This is a genomic window from Janthinobacterium lividum, from assembly GCF_034424625.1.
Classification (GTDB): Bacteria; Pseudomonadota; Gammaproteobacteria; order Burkholderiales; family Burkholderiaceae_D; genus Janthinobacterium; species Janthinobacterium lividum.
This window is the reverse complement of the sequence record NZ_CP139976.1, coordinates 1,877,724-1,893,025: the sequence shown is the minus strand read 5'-3', so window position 1 is coordinate 1,893,025 and position 15,302 is coordinate 1,877,724. Positions and strand designations below refer to the sequence as shown.

The window sequence follows — 15,302 nt, the reverse complement described above, 5'->3', positions numbered from 1 at the left end:
AAACCCCGTCTCCTGACGGGGTTTTTTTTCGTCCGCAGGGTGCGCGGCACCCTGCCCCTCCAGTTACATGTGCTCGATCATCACTTCGCCGAAGCCGGAGCACGACACTTGCGTGGCGCCTTCCATCAGGCGGGCAAAGTCATAGGTGACGCGTTTCGAGGCGATCGATTTTTGCATCGAAGAAATCACCAGGTCGGCCGCTTCCAGCCAGCCCATGTGGCGCAGCATCATTTCCGCCGACAAAATCAACGAACCGGGGTTCACGTAATCCTTGCCTGCGTACTTGGGCGCCGTGCCGTGCGTCGCTTCGAACATGGCGACGGAATCGGACAGGTTGGCGCCCGGCGCGATGCCGATGCCGCCCACTTGCGCCGCCAGCGCGTCGGAAATGTAATCGCCATTTAAATTCAGGGTGGCGATGACGCTGTATTCGGCCGGACGCAGCAAGATCTGTTGCAGGAACGCGTCAGCGATGGAGTCCTTGACGATGATGTCGCGGCCCGTCTTCGGATTCTTGAACTTGCACCATGGGCCGCCATCGATCAGCTCGGCGCCAAATTCCTTTTGCGCCAGCGCATACGCCCAGTCACGGAAGCCGCCTTCCGTGTACTTCATGATGTTGCCTTTATGCACAATCGTCACGGATGGCTTGTCATTGTCGATAGCATACTGAATGGCCTTGCGCACCAGGCGCTGCGTGCCTTCGATGGACACGGGCTTGATGCCCAGGCCCGACGTGGCCGGGAAGCGGATTTTCGTCACGCCCATTTCATTGACGAGGAAATCCATCAATTTCTTGGCCTCGGGGGAGCCTTGCTGGTATTCGATGCCGGCGTAGATATCTTCCGAGTTTTCGCGGAAAATCACCATGTCCGTCTTTTCCGGCTCTTTCACGGGCGATGGCACGCCCGTGAAGTAGCGCACGGGGCGCAGGCAGACGTACAGATCGAGCTGCTGGCGCAGGGCCACGTTCAGCGAGCGTATGCCGCCGCCGACGGGCGTGGTCAGCGGGCCCTTGATGGAGACCACGTAATCTTTCAGCACTTGCAAGGTTTCTTCCGGCAGCCACACGTCGGGGCCGTACACATTCGTCGATTTTTCGCCCGCATAGATTTCCATCCAGCTGATCTTGCGCGCGCCGCCGTAGGCCTTGGCCACGGCGGCATCGATCACCTTGATCATGACTGGGCTGATATCGATGCCCGTGCCATCGCCTTCAATGAAGGGAACGATGGGATTATCTGGTACATTCAGCGAAAAATCGGCGTTGACGGTGATTTTTTGGCCGTCAGCAGGTACAGTGATATGTTGATACATCGTGATCTCCGAAGTGGGACACACCGCTGGCGGGCAACGCAGGCCGGCGACGCGCTCTGCGGTTGCAGAGTTTACAAAAACAAGTGCGGACATGGCGGCAACAACGCACTTTAGCAGGGAAAGAACACCCGGGCTATCTGGGGCGCCAAAGAATCTCAATGCCATACCGTCCATGTCTTCTATAAGACATAAGACTAACATCCATATTATGCACCAGTATCCTACAGGGCGCCACGCTTTTGCGGCGCCGACCAGCAGCCACCATCGTTTACATCAATTCCTCTACCAGCATGCCACTCATCCTCTTCAATAAACCATTCCAGGTCCTGTGCCAGTTCTCGCCGCAGGATGGCCGCGCCACCCTGGCCGACCATCTGAGCATCCCCGGCATCTACCCGGCCGGCCGGCTCGACGCCGACAGCGAAGGCTTGCTGCTGCTGACGGACGACGGCCGCCTGCAGCACGAAATCAGCCACCCCGACCGCAAGGAAGCGAAAACCTACCTGGTACAGGTCGATGGCGTGCCCGATGCGGCCAGCCTGGCGCGTCTGCAGGCGCCGCTGGACCTGGGCGACTTCATCACCAAGCCATGCAAGGCCGTGCGCATCGCCGAGCCGGACTGGCTGTGGCCGCGCAATCCGCCCATCCGCGCGCGCGCCGACAAGCCGACCTCATGGCTGGCAATCACCTTGAAAGAAGGAAAGAACCGGCAAGTGCGGCGCATGACGGCCGCCGTCGGCCTGCCCACCCTGCGCCTGGTGCGCAGCGCCATCGGCCCGTTCTCGCTGGCCAGCCATCCCTTGCTGCCCGGCGAATGGTGCGAAGTGCCGGCCGAGAACATCGGAAAAACGTGAACCGGACAAGAAAAACCGCCTCCAGTACCGAATTTTGCCAATAAGCACTATTTATTTTTAGATAATGCATTAAAATCATCTGACCTTAACATGACCGAAAAGGAAAGATGATGACAAAAGTAATACTGGCCCTGGCCGCTTCCCTGCTTGCCGGCGCCGCACTGGCGCAATCGGGCGCCCAGGTGCATGCTTCCGCCGCGACCGATGCCGTCAAGCCGCCGCCCGCATCGGCTGCCAGCCATGCCTCGGCCGCCACCGACACCGCCAAGCCGGTGCCGCCGGCATCGGCCACCGTCAACGCTTCGGCCGCGACGGATGCGGCGCGATCAGGTGCATCGACCAAGGCCTCGGCGGCAACGGATGCGCCGCGCCTGATTCCCCAGGCGCGCAAGACCAAGCAGCCGGCCGCTGAAGGCAAGCCCGTGAAATAAACGCGGTTCCCGGGGTTACGGCAGCATGTTGCTGTAACCCCACGCTTTCGGCGCGGCCCGGCAGCACGCTTGACCAGGCGGCCACCAGCATGGCTTAATCGCCGCTTCGCAGCCACCGTCCCGCCCCATGAAAAATTCCCTACGCCGTCTCAGCCTGTCGATCGCCCTGCTGGCGTGCGCCAGCATTGCTCAAGCGCAGACAAAGAGCTTGCAACTGTCGGCTGGCATGCATTTGATCCAGGCGGAAGTGGCCGCCACGGAAGAGCAGCGCGAACAGGGTTTGATGTACCGTGAAAAGATGCCGGCCAATGCGGGCATGCTGTTCGTCTTTGGCAACCCATCGACGCAATGCATGTGGATGAAGAACACGCCGCTGCCCCTGTCCGTGGCCTTTATCGATGCCGGCGGCAAGATCGTCAATATCGAAGACATGCAGCCGCACACGCTCGACAGCCATTGCTCGACCAGGACAGTACCCGTGCGCTATGCGCTGGAAATGCACCTGGGCTGGTTCAAGCAAAGAAACATCAAGCCGGGAATGAACATCGGCAACTTGCCGGCGGCACGCTAGGCCGGCGCGGCCGCGGTCTGCCGCTGGCGGGCGTGGCCGCAAAAAAGGTGAAAAAACGCGAAAAAACCCGCCAGAATGAATCTGCGGGTTTTTGCTTTTCAACCAGTGCCAGCGTACCGGCACAGGCAAGGCCACCATGGTGGCTTGCCTGCTGGCGAATATTAAGCGGACAGTGCTTTCAAAGCAGCTGCCAGACGGCTCTTATGGCGAGCTGCCTTGTTTTTGTGGATGATCTTCTTGTCAGCGATACGGTCGATGGTCGACACGGATGCTTGGAAGATTGCAGCAGCAGCTGCCTTGTCGCCGCCCTGGATCGCTTTGCGAGCAGCTTTGATAGCCGTGCGCAAGGTCGAACGTTGGGACGAATTGTGTGCGTTTTGCTTAACTGCTTGACGAGCGCGTTTGCGCGCTTGTGCGGTATTTGCCATGGAATTTCCTAAAACAGGGTCAAAGTGCGTTTGCAAACATTAGTGTTTGCCAACCGGTGCGTTCTGTGCGTCTGCCGAACCATGTGTGCCAAACCAGTGCCTGTCAAACATTAGTGTCTGCGTAACAGAATTCTGTACAGCCTTCGATTATAGCGATATTTTCAAGCGGGGGCAAATCAAAAAACCGGGTATCGCGGTAAAAACACCTGAAAATGGGCCTGGCAAGGGCGAATCGGCGGCGCTTGTTACCCGCTTGTTACCATATTTTAACCGTTTGCCAGTACCGCGCCCGGCTATAATCTGGCCCCATGAACTTGCTTAAAACCCTCGCCGCCATTTCCAGCATGACCATGCTGTCCCGTGTAACCGGATTATTGCGCGAAAGCCTGTTCGCGCGCGCCTTTGGCGCCGGCGCCTACACGGACGCCTTCATTGTTGCCTTCCGCATCCCCAACCTGTTGCGCCGCCTGTTTGCCGAGGGAGCCTTCTCGCAAGCCTTCGTGCCGATCTTGTCTGAATACAAGAACCAGCATGGCCAGGAAGCCAGCAAGCAACTGGCCGACCATGTGGCCACCACCCTCGTCTGGGCCACCTTGCTGGTGTCCGCCATCGGCATCGTCGGCGCGCCGTGGTTCGTATATGTGATTGCCACCGGCCTGTCCAAGGACCCGGGCGCTTTTGACGCGGCCGTGTGGATGACGCGCTTGATGTTCCCTTATATTACTTGCATGTCCTTCGTGGCCCTGGCCGGCGGCATTCTGAATACCTGGCGCGAATTCAAGATTCCCGCGTTCACGCCGGTGCTGCTGAACCTGTCGTTCATCGCCGCCTCGCTGTTCCTCGCGCCCCATCTGGAGCAGCCGATCTATGCCATGGCCATTGCCGTGTTCGCCGGCGGCCTGCTGCAGGTGGCCATCCAGATCCCTGCGCTGATCAAGATCGGCATGCTGCCGCGCCTGTCGATCAACCCCGCCATCGGCCTGTCCGACGGCGGCGTGCGCCGCGTGCTGAAAAAGATGGGGCCGGCCGTGTTTGCCGTCTCGGCAGCGCAGATCAGCCTGATGATCAACACCAGCATCGCCTCGCGCCTGGCCGAGGGCAGCATTTCCTGGCTGTCCTATGCGGACCGCCTGATGGAGTTTCCCACCGCCATGCTGGGCGTGGCCCTGGGCACCATCTTGCTGCCCAGCCTGTCGAAGGCGAATGTGGATGGCGACAAGACGGAATACTCGGCCCTGCTGGACTGGGGCTTGCGCCTGACCTTCCTGCTGGCCCTGCCCGCCGCCGTCGGCATGGCGACCCTGGCCACGCCGCTGATCGCCACCCTCTTCCACTACGGCAAGTTCACTGCCGAATCCGTGACCATGTCGACGCAGCCGCTGGTGGCCTACAGCCTGGGCCTGATCGGCATCATCCTCGTGAAAACCCTGGCGCCCGCCTTCTATGCGCGCCAGGACATCCGCACGCCCGTGAAAATCGCCATCGGCGTGCTGATCGCCACGCAACTGATGAATCTGCTGTTCGTGCCCTACATCGCCGTGGCTGGCCTGGCCCTGTCGATCGGCCTGGGTGCCTGCCTGAACGCCAGTTTCCTGTACTGGGGCTTGCGCAAGCGCGGCATCTACCAGCCGAAGCCGGGCTGGGCCAAGTTCTTCCTGCGCCTGCTGCCGGCACTCATCGTGATGGGCGGCGTGGCATATGTTGGCGCCATGCGCATCGACTGGATCGCCATGCAAGCCCATCCGCTGCTGCGGGCCGGCGCGCTGGCCCTGGTGGTGGCCGTGTGCGGCGTGGCGTACTTTGCCACTTTGTTCCTGGTTGGCTTCCGCTTCCGCGACTTCAAGCGCCACGCGTGACAAGCTGTGCAGGACGTTGTTGCCGGCGTCTCGCCATACTAGCGTACTGTCTTCGATTTGGCGCCTGGTCCTGCGCAGCTTGTCCGGATTGCACAGGGCATGGTTGCCGGCGCCTTGCCTTGTGCCGATGATCCAGACGAAAAAAAACCCGCCGAAGCGGGTTTTTTTTTCATTACAGCGAAAGCTTAGGCAGCTTTCTTGGCGCGGCGGCGTGCCACGGCGCCGACCAGTGCCAGGCCGCCCAGCAGCATGCCATAGGTTTCTGGTTCTGGTACTGGCAGGGCAGAAACCGTGCCTACGTACTGAACATTTTTCACCAGCGTCAGGCCCGTGACTTGCACCGTGTACGTGCCTGCAGCCAATTGACCGGCCCAGCTCAGATTCTGGATGCCGTTGGCCGTGCTCTTGGCCAGGCTGCCATAGCCGACCAGGCTGGCGGCGAAATCCTTGATCGCGCCGTTAGCAACGGAGAACGTTTGCAATGCACCGAACGAGGTCGACGATGGGGCCAGCAACTGGAAAGTCCACGAATCATTGATTTCCGAATTGATGGCGAACTTGGTCGTGAAAGCCGACAGGGTGTCCGAACCGGTTGGGTCCAGGATGCCCAAGTCGTAGGTTGCTGCCGACGCGCTGAACGATGCTGCTGCCAGAATGCCTGCAGCGATAAATTTCAATTTCATAGTTTATCCCTTAAAAAGTAATTTATGGCTGCAATGCGCAGGCCACCAATAGTTTTAGTACCGGAAGTACTAGACAGGATGGTAGCATAATCACATCAAATTACTTATAAATATTTTATCGAAGTTTCATCCAGTATAACTATTTTCGAAATGAACTATTTGCCACTATCTATGAATTTCTATGGAAAAATAGTTACCGGGGCATACATCTAATTTTTCCCATGTTTAACGGTGAAAACGCCTATTCGGCAGGGTTTTCAACGGAACTTTGCGGTTCAGGCGGCTCAACTGGCTCTGTTGGCGCCTGTTCTTGCGATTGAGTAACAGGGCGGGAAAACAACGGTGGCGGCGGCAAGGCGGGCATGATGCCGGCCTCATCACCCGCCGGAACAGTTGCCGGTCCCGCAGGCGGCACGGATGACAGCCGTGCGTCGACCATGAAGTGCCACTCCGAGAAATGCGCCCTGCCTTCGAAGCCCGCAAACCGGGCGTCGAAATTGCCAACCTTTAATGGCGCCGCCTGGGACAAGCTGTGCACGCCGATGATGCCCTGGCTGCCGGGCTGGTACAGCAAGCCCCACTCGGCGCGTCCCGTGATGGGGTCCACATACAGCTTGCGCAAATGGCGGCGCAGTTGCGGAAAGCGGGGGTCGCGCAGCAAGGCCGCCAGGGTCGGAGGCTGCTGCGGCTGGCCGGCCGGCGTGGCGGCTGCATAGCTGTAGAGGGCATCTGAAAACTGCGCGCCGATGTCGAGCAACTCCTGCTCGGTCGCCTGGCGCTGCAACAAGGAACCCATCTTCAGTCCGGCCGCCCCCACGAGGCCCAGGATAGCCACCAGGATGATCAGGCCCAGGTAGGTAAAACCACGCTGGCGGCGCGCAGGACGGTGCATGGCCGCTACCAGTCGGCAAACGGCGTGCCGCTGCGGTCCTTGCCGGACGCGCCGCTTTTCACGTCATACACCTGGCCCGGCGTGTCGTCGGGCGGCGGCACGATGAGCCAGCTGCTGTCGCTATCGGTGATGGGATCGATGGGCATGGCCCGCAAATATTTCTTTTCCACCAGCTGATCCAGCGTATCGGGATAGCGCCCCGTATCGCCGTGGAACTGGTCGATGGTCGCGCGCAGGTTGCGCAAGTTGTCCGCCAACACGGTTTCCTTCGCCTTGTCCAGGCTGGGAAAGTAGCGGGGGACGGCCAAGGTCAGCAGCAGCGCCACTATGCCGAGCACCACCAGCAACTCGATCAGGGTAAAGCCGCGCCTGCGGTGTGGGATATTTTCAGCAGCCATGGTTCACCATAGACGGTAAGGCACGTTGTTCAAGCCCGTTTTGCCGGACGTACAATACACATCGTAGACATCGTCGCCCTCGCGTGGTTCGGCCGCTTCGCTGGCGTAGCTGCGCTTGCCCCACGTTTGCGCATCGCTCAGGCCAGCGTCCGTATTGAACGGGTCGCGCGGCACGCGGCGCAGGAAAAACAGCTTGCTGCGCTTCGGGTTGCGCTGGTCAGGCACGCCCTCGACCAGCAGTTCCAGGCTTTTCGGATAGCCGCTGGCGTCTGGCGCGCGCAGGATACGACCCTCGTCGCCGGCCCGTTTATAGGCATCGAGCCCCTGGCGGATCTCGCGCAGCGCGCGCCGCAATTCCTGCTCCTGGCGCCGCTGCACCGTTACCTGGGTGACGGGGATCACCAGGGTGGCCAGCACACCCAGGATGGCCAGGGTCACCAGCAGCTCGATCAGGGTGAAGCCGCCCTGCCCACCCTGCGCATGCGCCAGTCTCATTTGACGGGCGGCGGCGGCACCACCGGCACCGGCTGGCTCGATGACAGCGGCAAGGGCGCCGCCTGCAGCGGCACGGGCTGGCCCGACGACATCGGCAAGGGCGAGGCGGCCGGCTCGGGCGACGGCGCCACTTCCGGCGCCGGAACGCTCTGCGGCAAGGCCGATGGCACCTGGCCGGGCACCATCAGCGGCTGCGCCGGCGCCGGCTGCATGCCGACGGCCGACGGGCCGGAACGCACGATCACCGTGCCCGGCATCTGCGTGGGCGCCTTGGCCGCCATGTCGGGCCGGCGGCGGAAGCTGCCTTCCGTGCCGGCAGAGAATTCCGATTCCTTCGCTTCCGGACGCTGCACCGTGCGCACGAGGTGCGGCGTGATCGACAGCACGATTTCCGTCTTCTGGCTGTCGTCCTTGCTGCTGCCGAACAGGCGCCCCAGCACGGGTATGTCGCCCAGGCCAGGCACCTTGTTGCCCGAACTGCGCTCTTCATTGTTGATCAGGCCCGCCAGCACCTGGTTTTCGCCATCCTTCAGTTGCAGCATGGTCGAGGCCTGGCGCGTGCCGATCTGGTACAGGGTCGAGCCGCTGCGGGTGGTGGTGGCCGCGCCCAGGTTGCTCACTTCGAGCGAGATGCGGATGCCCACTTCATTGTTCAAATAAATGGTCGGCTCGGCATTCACCGTCAAGCCCACGTCCAGGTAACTGATGGACTCGGAAGCGAAGCCGCCCGTGCCCGGCGAAATGGTGGTGGTCACCACGGGCACCCTGTCGCCGATGACGAACTTCGCCTTTTCCCGGTTGCGCACGCGGATGCGCGGATTGGCCAGGATGTTCGCGTCGCCGTCCGTCTTCTTGGCGTTCGCCGTCACGGACAGGTCGCTCACGCCGATGGTGCGCTGGTTCAGCCTATTCAGGTCACTGATGGTCAGGCCCGCGCCGCCCGAAGTGGAAAGCGGCGTCAGGGTCAGGCTCGACGGCCAGACCACGCCCAGTTCCATCAGGCGGCTGCGCTTGACTTCGAGGATTTCCAGTTCCAGCACCACCTCGGCCTCCGGCACGTCCTGCAGCGCGATCAGGCGCTCGGCCAGGCGGATCGCCTCCGGCGTGTCGCGCACGATGACGAGGTTGAGTTTTTCATCGGCCACCACGTCGCGCGTCTTCAAGATGGTCTTGAGGGTGTTGGCCACCTGCTTGGCGTCCGCATTCGCCAGGAAGAAGGTTTTCACCAGCACTTCCTGGTACTCCTTCAATTTTGCCGCCACGTTCGGGTAGATCAAGATCGTGTTTGCATCCATCACCTGCTGTTCCAGCTGGTTCGTCACCAGCAGGAAGTAGACGGCCGATTCCACCGTGCTGTTTTTCAGGAAGATCGAGGTTTTCGCATCCGCCTTGACGTCCTTGTCGAAGACGAAATTGAGGCCGGAACGGCGCGCGATCAGCTCGAACACCTGTTTTAATGGCGCTTCGCGAAACTCGATCGTGATCGGCTGCTTGTACGATTTGGCCAGGCCCGATTCGACGACGGGCGGCGCCGTTTTGTCATCGACCTCGCGCAGCAGCGCGCGCGCGCCGGCGTGATTCGGCTGCTCGGTCAGGATCGCGCTCAGGCGCTGGCGCGCCGGGTCGTAGCGCTTGGCCTCGATATCTTTCTGCGCTTCGGCCAGCAGCTTGCCCTGGCGCTGCTCGCGCTCGAGCGCGCGCAAGCCGCTGTTGGCCCGTTCGTTCTGTGCATCGATTTCCAGCACGCTCATGAACGAGGCGCGCGCCAGGTCGCCCTGCCCTGCCTGCGCCTGGCGCTCGGCCTGCTGCAAGCGGCTGCCAGTCGCCCGTTCGCGCGCCTGCAGATAGGCGCTGCGGTATTGCGCATTGCCGGGGTCCTGCTGCAGCGCCTCCTGCAGTTTTTGCAGGCCGGCCGGGATTTGATCTTGCGCAATCAGCTCGCGCCCGTCGCGGTAGGCTTGCTGCCCTGCGCAGCCGGACAGCAGCAAGAGCAGCAGCGCCGATGAAAAGGAACGAGACATCACTCGGAAACTCCAATGTTGAGCTGCTGAACCTGGTTCAACGGCAGATAAGTGAGCGTCATGACGGGCGGCGCAATCGTCACGACCTTGTAGGCGCCATCGATGACGGTATTGGCGCGCACGATATACGTCTTGTCGGCGCGCGACAAAAACACTTCCCAGGCGCCATCGGCGGCCGCCTTGCCCAGGTAGACGAAGGGCAGCGGCGGCGCCATCGGCGGTGGCGGCGGCGGTGGCGCGACGGCTACCATTTTCGGCGGCGGCGGATTCCAGTTCTGGCTCTGGAAGACAGCGCCGGCGCCGGCAAAGGTATCGCCATCCTCGCCCGCCACTTCGCTGCGCGGCAGCAGGGCCAGGATGGCCGGCTGCGCGGCTGGCGGCTTGGCTGCCGCATGGCGCGCGGGCGCGACGGCCCGCTCCACCGCTTCGGCCACCTCGGCCACGGGCTGGCGCTCGCCGAACAGCAGCAAGGCGCCCGCGCCCAGCACGCCGGCCAGCATGAGCCAATGGCGCGGGGTCATGGCGCCTCTCCCGCATCGCCAGGCGTATCGGTCAGATAAAAGGTCAGGCGCAAGCGCGCTTCGAGTTCCGTATCGGCGATCTGCTCGCGGCGAAAACTCAGTTCGTCGAGCGAGGCGAAGGGGACGGCGCGCAGCGCTTGCAGCGCGAACTGCCACACGGCCGCATAACTGCCCTTCAGCGGCAAGGTCACCTGATAGCTGGCAACCCTGCTGGCCTTGTCGTAGCCGCTCTTGTATTCGCCCTGCGCCAGCAGCAAGCCGTTTTTCGCGGCCAGGTCGAACAGCTGCTTGACTTGCTGCTCCGCGTGGCGCTGCTGTCCCAGGGCGGCATAAAAGCGCGCCAGGTTCTCGCTGGATGTCGCCGGCGGCGCCGCGATGACTGCGGCCAGCGATGGCTGCGGCAAGGGCCGCGCTTCCAGCTGCGCCGCCACGGCGCGCTGCTGCCAGGCCCACGCCCAGGCTGCCACGCCCAACGCTAGCAATACCAAAGCCAGGCAGGCAGGCGCGCCCAGGCGGCGCAGCAGCAGTTGCGCGCGCAGGCGCACGCTATTGATGTCGATGGCCATCATGGCGTGCCCCAGCGCGCTTCAAGCTGGAAGCGCAAGGGTTTGTTCGGATCGAGCGCGTTGATTTCATGGCGCAGCAGCTGCACGCGGGTGCCGAACAGCTCCTGCTGCTTCAGTTGCGCCACATACGCGACCATGGCGTCGCTACTGGTCGTCTCGGCCGTGATCTTCAGCACGCGCTTGCGCGCATCCGGTTCCAGCGCCAGCAGCGCGATGGCGGGTGGCGTGGCGCTGGCCAGCGCATCCTGCACGTCGCGCCACGGCAGATTCAGTTGCAGGATGGCCGCATTCACGGCCGCCGCCTGCGCCGGCGCGATGGGTGTTTGCGGTGCAGCCACCGGTCCCTGCGTGGCGGCCATGACGCGCTGCTGCGCCAGCCGCCAATGTGCCTCGCTTGCCTGCTGCCGCTGCAGCGCGGCGCTGCCGCTGTACGCCGCCGTGGCGATCAGCGCCGCACCCACGGCGCCGATGCTCCACGCCCACGCGGGCACGCGGTGCAGGCTGCGGCGCCAGCTGGGCGGCGCGAAATCGATATCGAGGCGCGTCATGCCACGCCCCCGCTGCGGGCCAGCCGGGCGGCCGGCGACAAGGCGCCGTCGCCGTCCGGCGTGGAGAAAATCTGGCAGTGGAACGCTTTCGCCTGTGTCAGCCATGCGGGCGGCGGCGCGCCGCACAGCTGCAGCAGCGCCGGTGCGGGCACGCCTTGCAGCAGCGCCTCGCGCGCCAAGGTCTGCGCCAGCCAGGCATGGCCGGCGTCTGCGGGCACGGGCAGCGCGCGCACGGCGCGCAGGCGGCCATCGTGCCGCACGCCCAGGGTCAGGACGTTCTCCTGCAGCTGGCCAAACCAGGCGCCCGGCTTCAACGCGCCGTGCCAGCGGTTCCAGTGGCGCGCGAATTGCGGTGTGATAAAAATCAGGGCCAGCTTGCGTGCGTCGGCCACGCGCGTCAGCTGCGCCAGCAGCGCACGGGGCACGGCGCAAAAGAACGGCGCGCGCGCATCCCAGGCGCTGCTGCTGTGCCACAGGCCGGGCGCATCGCCATACAGCGAGTGGAAGCGCAGCGCGGCGGCAGCCTCGATATCGGCCAGGCGCGCGGCGCCTTGCGGCATGTCCACTTGCCACAGGCGCGCCAAGCCATCGTCAAGCACCACGGACAGGGGCCAGCCGGCGTATTGGCTGGCTGGCAGAATCTGTTCCAACGCCTGGCCCAGGGCGACAAAGTCGCCATGCAGCGTGCCGTCCGGCACATACGCAGCTTCGCCCAGCAATATCCATGCAGGGGCGCGCCAGCGGCTGCTGCGCCACAGGCTCACCTTGCCCGCCGCCACGCCCAGGCGCAAACCTTGTCCAAAACCTCTATGCATGCAGGGTGACCCTCTTGATTTCCGTGATGGTGGTGGCGCCCCGCTTGACCAGTTCCAGCGCCGCCAGGCGCAGGCTGCGCGTGCCGTTTGCATACGCGGCCGCCTTGATCTGCCGGATCGGTTTCTTGTCGACGATCAGTTCGCGGATTTCATCGGTCAGCACGAGGATTTCGGCAATCGAGCGGCGCCCCTTGTAGCCCGTGCCGCGGCAGTCGCCGCAGCCCTTGCCCTGCTTGAATTGATACTGCGCCACGTCGGCGCGCGCCAGGCCCACGCTGGCCAGCTCACCATCGTCGGGCGTGTAGTCGGTGGCGCAATGGGGGCAGTTGGTGCGGATCAGCCGTTGCGCCCAGATGCCGTTCAGGGCCGAGACGAACGCATACGGATCGATGCCCATGTGGGTAAACCGGCCGAACACGTCGAAGACATTATTCGCATGCACGGTGGTGAGCACCAGGTGGCCCGTGAGGGCCGACTGCACGGCGATTTCCGCCGTTTCGCGGTCGCGGATCTCGCCCACCATGATCTTGTCGGGGTCGTGGCGCAGGATGGAGCGCAAGCCCTTGGCAAACGTCAGCCCCTTCTTTTCATTGACGGGTATCTGCAGAATGCCGGGCAGCTGGTATTCGACGGGGTCTTCGATGGTGATGATCTTTTCGCGCCCGTTATGGATTTCCGTCAGCGCCGCATACAGGGTCGTCGTCTTGCCGGAGCCGGTCGGTCCCGTCACGAGCAGCATGCCATAGGCTTCCTGCGCCAGCGCGCGCAAGGCTTCCAGCGATGGCGCGTCAAAGCCCAGCGCTTCCAGGGTCAGGGCGCCATACGCCTCGATCATGGCGCGCTTGTCGAGGATACGGATGACCGCATCCTCGCCATGGATGCTGGGCATGATGGAGACGCGCAGATCGATTTCGCGTCCGCCCGATTCGACGCGGAAGCTGCCGTCCTGCGGCACGCGGCGCTCGGCGATATCGAGTTCGGCCAGCACTTTCAGGCGCGAGATGATGTGCTCGGCCACTTCGATGCCGTTGACGGACGTGGCGTGATCGAGCACGCCGTCGACGCGGTACTTGACGGCCAGGCCACCGGCCGTGCTTTCCAGGTGGATGTCGGAGGCGCCGGCCTTCAGCGCGTCATATAAGGTCGAGTTGACCAGCTTGACGGCGGGACTGGCCGCTTCCGACACGCTGGCGAACGACAGCACGGCCGCCGTCTTGCCGTCGCGCCGCGCATCCGTGGCGGCGCCGGGCAGCAGGCTGTCGACGGCGCGCGCCGATTCTTCCTGCTTCGACAGATAGGCGCCGATGTCGGCCTGCAGCGCCAGGCGCACGTGCAAGGTGCCCTGCCCGGCGCGCGCACTCAGCCAGGTTTGCAGGTCGAGATCGAACGGGTCGGCAATCACGCCCACCAGCTGGCCGTCGGCGGCGCGCAGCAGCACGCTGTGGCGCGCCAGCGCCTGCGACAGGGGCAGCACATCGAAGGCGGGAGAAAACGCCAGCATGTCGGCCGTTTCCAGCACGTCCAGGCCGAACGGGCGCGCCAGTTCGCGCACCACGGCGCGCGCCTCGATGCCGCTCAGTTCCTGCAATTCCTCGACCAGGCTGCGCTTCGATTGGCGGCTCAGGACGCGGGCGCGCTGCAGCAGGGTGGCGTCGATGGCGACGCTGGCCAGGGTGGATTCGGCAGCGGTCTGCATCATGAAATATCGCCGGCAAGGTCAAAGATGGGCATGTACAGCAGGATCACGATGGCTCCCACGACCAGGCCGATGCCAGCCATCAGCAAGGGTTCGAAAGTACGCGTAAAGCGGTCGATCCAGCGGCTGATTTCACCGTCGTAGAAGGCGGCCGACTGCGTCAGCATGGGCCCCATGTCGCCCGTGCGCTCGCCCACGCGCAGCATGCGCAGGGAAATCGGCGTCGTCAACTGATGCTGCTCGAAGGCGGACGACAGGGGCTGGCCCGCCTCGATGGCGCCGCGCGCGCCCTGCAAGGATGCCTGCATGCCCGGCGAGACCATCGCTTGCACGGTGGAAATCGCCTGCACGATGGTGATGCCGCCCTCGGCCAGCATGCCCAGGGTCAGGTACAGGCGCGACAGTTCATAGATGCGCACGCGCTCGCCGATGCCGGGCAGTTTCGCCAGCAGGCGCGCCACGCCGCCATGGCGCAGCACGCGCCGCACGGCCATGAACACCGCGCTGCCGGCGAGCACCAGCCCAAGCAGCAACAGCACGCCATGCTGCGTGACGAACTGGCCCCAGCTGAGCATGACTTGCGACATCCACGGCAGGTTGCGCCCTGCGCCCTGGTAGACCTCGGCGAAACGGGGCACCACATAACTGATCAGGAAGGCGCTGACGCCGCCGCCCACGGCCAGCAGGATGGTGGGATAGATGGCGGCGCTGACGATCTTGCCACGCACCGTATCGATGCGCTGCTGGTAGTCGATGTAGCGCGACAGCGCGCGCGGCAAGTCGCTCGTGCCCTCGGCCGCCTTGACGATGCCGATATACAAAGGGGGGAACAGCTCCGCTTGCTCTGCCAGCACGGCGGAAAAGCGCTTGCCTTCGCGCAAGCCTTCCAGCAGGCGCGTGAGCACGCTGCGCGTGGCCGGCGACGCTTCCTTTTCCAGCAAGGCTTCCAGCGCTTCGACGATGCCCAGGCCCGCTTGCAGCAGCGCCAGCAATTCCTGGCTGAACAGCAGCAGTGGCAAGGCGCGCGCCCGCTGGCGCCCGGCCGCGCTGAACGGCGTGGCACGCAACGGGCGGATGGCGCTGACAAACAAGCCGCGCGCTTCGGCCTGGCGGCGCGCGTCGGCTTCATCTCGGCCGTCGATCACGCACGTATGCAAGGTTGCTACGGCCTGGTCCGTGGAAAGCGCGCGTACTTCGAACTGCATGATGG

General features: G+C 63.6%; 17 protein-coding genes. 4 read left to right on the top strand and 13 right to left on the bottom strand.

Annotation, left to right across the window (positions count from 1 at the left end; translation table 11 throughout):
- Positions 1-63: 63 nt before the first annotated feature.
- Complete coding sequence (gene icd / locus U0004_RS08575; protein WP_070253571.1) at positions 64-1,317, bottom strand: NADP-dependent isocitrate dehydrogenase; 1,254 nt, start codon at positions 1,315-1,317, stop codon at positions 64-66.
- 290 nt (positions 1,318-1,607) lie between these two features.
- Here icd and U0004_RS08570 point away from each other — a divergent pair, with 290 nt between their 5' ends.
- From U0004_RS08570 to U0004_RS08560, 3 genes are all read left to right on the top strand, one after another.
- A complete protein-coding gene (locus U0004_RS08570) occupies positions 1,608-2,171 on the top strand; it encodes a pseudouridine synthase (protein ID WP_034782188.1) in 564 nt (187 codons plus the stop codon).
- 110 nt (positions 2,172-2,281) lie between these two features.
- Positions 2,282-2,602, top strand: a complete 321-nt coding sequence (locus U0004_RS08565; RefSeq protein ID WP_231958417.1) for a hypothetical protein — start codon at positions 2,282-2,284, stop codon at positions 2,600-2,602.
- Between the two features lie 127 nt (positions 2,603-2,729).
- On the top strand, positions 2,730-3,173 hold the full coding sequence (locus tag U0004_RS08560) for a DUF192 domain-containing protein (protein ID WP_070253569.1): 444 nt from the start codon (positions 2,730-2,732) through the stop codon (positions 3,171-3,173).
- 161 nt (positions 3,174-3,334) lie between these two features.
- Here U0004_RS08560 and rpsT read toward each other — a convergent pair whose 3' ends face one another.
- A complete protein-coding gene (gene rpsT / locus U0004_RS08555; protein ID WP_010395935.1) occupies positions 3,335-3,601 on the bottom strand; it encodes a 30S ribosomal protein S20 in 267 nt (88 codons plus the stop codon).
- Positions 3,602-3,909: 308 nt separating this feature from the next.
- Here rpsT and murJ point away from each other — a divergent pair, with 308 nt between their 5' ends.
- Complete coding sequence (murJ, locus tag U0004_RS08550; RefSeq protein WP_070253568.1) at positions 3,910-5,457, top strand: murein biosynthesis integral membrane protein MurJ; 1,548 nt, start codon at positions 3,910-3,912, stop codon at positions 5,455-5,457.
- A gap of 185 nt (positions 5,458-5,642) precedes the next feature.
- On the opposite strand, the gene U0004_RS08545 is transcribed toward murJ, so the two are convergent.
- The 11 genes from U0004_RS08545 to U0004_RS08495 form a co-directional block, all read right to left on the bottom strand.
- Positions 5,643-6,140, bottom strand: a complete 498-nt coding sequence (locus U0004_RS08545) for an FxDxF family PEP-CTERM protein (protein ID WP_070253567.1) — start codon at positions 6,138-6,140, stop codon at positions 5,643-5,645.
- Positions 6,141-6,381: 241 nt separating this feature from the next.
- Positions 6,382-7,032, bottom strand: a complete 651-nt coding sequence (locus U0004_RS08540) for a type II secretion system protein (RefSeq protein WP_070253566.1) — start codon at positions 7,030-7,032, stop codon at positions 6,382-6,384.
- Between the two features lie 5 nt (positions 7,033-7,037).
- Complete coding sequence (locus U0004_RS08535) at positions 7,038-7,430, bottom strand: type II secretion system protein (RefSeq protein ID WP_070253565.1); 393 nt, start codon at positions 7,428-7,430, stop codon at positions 7,038-7,040.
- Between the two features lie 3 nt (positions 7,431-7,433).
- Complete coding sequence (locus tag U0004_RS08530; protein ID WP_070253564.1) at positions 7,434-7,925, bottom strand: type II secretion system protein; 492 nt, start codon at positions 7,923-7,925, stop codon at positions 7,434-7,436.
- Entirely contained in the window at positions 7,922-9,946 is a 2,025-nt protein-coding gene (locus U0004_RS08525) for a secretin N-terminal domain-containing protein (protein WP_070253563.1), read from the bottom strand. The genes U0004_RS08530 and U0004_RS08525 overlap by 4 nt, the downstream gene beginning before the upstream one ends.
- Positions 9,946-10,467 (bottom strand): hypothetical protein, encoded by a 522-nt coding sequence (locus U0004_RS08520; protein WP_070253562.1) that lies wholly within the window; start codon positions 10,465-10,467, stop codon positions 9,946-9,948. Before U0004_RS08520 ends, U0004_RS08525 begins: the two co-directional genes overlap by 1 nt.
- Positions 10,464-11,036 (bottom strand): hypothetical protein, encoded by a 573-nt coding sequence (locus tag U0004_RS08515; RefSeq protein WP_070253561.1) that lies wholly within the window; start codon positions 11,034-11,036, stop codon positions 10,464-10,466. Before U0004_RS08515 ends, U0004_RS08520 begins: the two co-directional genes overlap by 4 nt.
- Complete coding sequence (locus U0004_RS08510) at positions 11,033-11,581, bottom strand: hypothetical protein (RefSeq protein ID WP_070253560.1); 549 nt, start codon at positions 11,579-11,581, stop codon at positions 11,033-11,035. Before U0004_RS08510 ends, U0004_RS08515 begins: the two co-directional genes overlap by 4 nt.
- Positions 11,578-12,396 carry a hypothetical protein gene (locus U0004_RS08505; protein WP_139144041.1) on the bottom strand — a complete coding sequence of 273 codons (819 nt, stop codon included), beginning with the start codon at positions 12,394-12,396 and terminating at the stop codon, positions 11,578-11,580. Before U0004_RS08505 ends, U0004_RS08510 begins: the two co-directional genes overlap by 4 nt.
- Positions 12,389-14,095, bottom strand: coding sequence for a GspE/PulE family protein (locus U0004_RS08500; protein WP_070253558.1), 1,707 nt, complete (start codon positions 14,093-14,095; stop codon positions 12,389-12,391). Before U0004_RS08500 ends, U0004_RS08505 begins: the two co-directional genes overlap by 8 nt.
- Entirely contained in the window at positions 14,092-15,297 is a 1,206-nt protein-coding gene (locus U0004_RS08495) for a type II secretion system F family protein (RefSeq protein ID WP_070253557.1), read from the bottom strand. Before U0004_RS08495 ends, U0004_RS08500 begins: the two co-directional genes overlap by 4 nt.
- Between the last annotated feature and the right edge of the window lie 5 nt (positions 15,298-15,302).

Coding starts and splice junctions, on each gene's coding strand:
- U0004_RS08520 (WP_070253562.1), bottom strand. CDS start 10,467: ATGACCCCGCGCCATTGGCTCATGCTGGCCGGCGTGCTGGGCGCGGGC.
- U0004_RS08510 (WP_070253560.1), bottom strand. CDS start 11,581: ATGACGCGCCTCGATATCGATTTCGCGCCGCCCAGCTGGCGCCGCAGC.
- U0004_RS08545 (WP_070253567.1), bottom strand. CDS start 6,140: ATGAAATTGAAATTTATCGCTGCAGGCATTCTGGCAGCAGCATCGTTC.
- U0004_RS08540 (WP_070253566.1), bottom strand. CDS start 7,032: ATGCACCGTCCTGCGCGCCGCCAGCGTGGTTTTACCTACCTGGGCCTG.
- U0004_RS08500 (WP_070253558.1), bottom strand. CDS start 14,095: ATGATGCAGACCGCTGCCGAATCCACCCTGGCCAGCGTCGCCATCGAC.
- U0004_RS08525 (WP_070253563.1), bottom strand. CDS start 9,946: ATGTCTCGTTCCTTTTCATCGGCGCTGCTGCTCTTGCTGCTGTCCGGC.
- rpsT (WP_010395935.1), bottom strand. CDS start 3,601: ATGGCAAATACCGCACAAGCGCGCAAACGCGCTCGTCAAGCAGTTAAG.
- U0004_RS08570 (WP_034782188.1), top strand. CDS start 1,608: ATGCCACTCATCCTCTTCAATAAACCATTCCAGGTCCTGTGCCAGTTC.
- icd (WP_070253571.1), bottom strand. CDS start 1,317: ATGTATCAACATATCACTGTACCTGCTGACGGCCAAAAAATCACCGTC.
- U0004_RS08530 (WP_070253564.1), bottom strand. CDS start 7,925: ATGAGACTGGCGCATGCGCAGGGTGGGCAGGGCGGCTTCACCCTGATC.
- U0004_RS08505 (WP_139144041.1), bottom strand. CDS start 12,396: ATGCATAGAGGTTTTGGACAAGGTTTGCGCCTGGGCGTGGCGGCGGGC.
- U0004_RS08565 (WP_231958417.1), top strand. CDS start 2,282: ATGACAAAAGTAATACTGGCCCTGGCCGCTTCCCTGCTTGCCGGCGCC.
- U0004_RS08560 (WP_070253569.1), top strand. CDS start 2,730: ATGAAAAATTCCCTACGCCGTCTCAGCCTGTCGATCGCCCTGCTGGCG.
- U0004_RS08515 (WP_070253561.1), bottom strand. CDS start 11,036: ATGATGGCCATCGACATCAATAGCGTGCGCCTGCGCGCGCAACTGCTG.
- U0004_RS08535 (WP_070253565.1), bottom strand. CDS start 7,430: ATGGCTGCTGAAAATATCCCACACCGCAGGCGCGGCTTTACCCTGATC.
- U0004_RS08495 (WP_070253557.1), bottom strand. CDS start 15,297: ATGCAGTTCGAAGTACGCGCGCTTTCCACGGACCAGGCCGTAGCAACC.
- murJ (WP_070253568.1), top strand. CDS start 3,910: ATGAACTTGCTTAAAACCCTCGCCGCCATTTCCAGCATGACCATGCTG.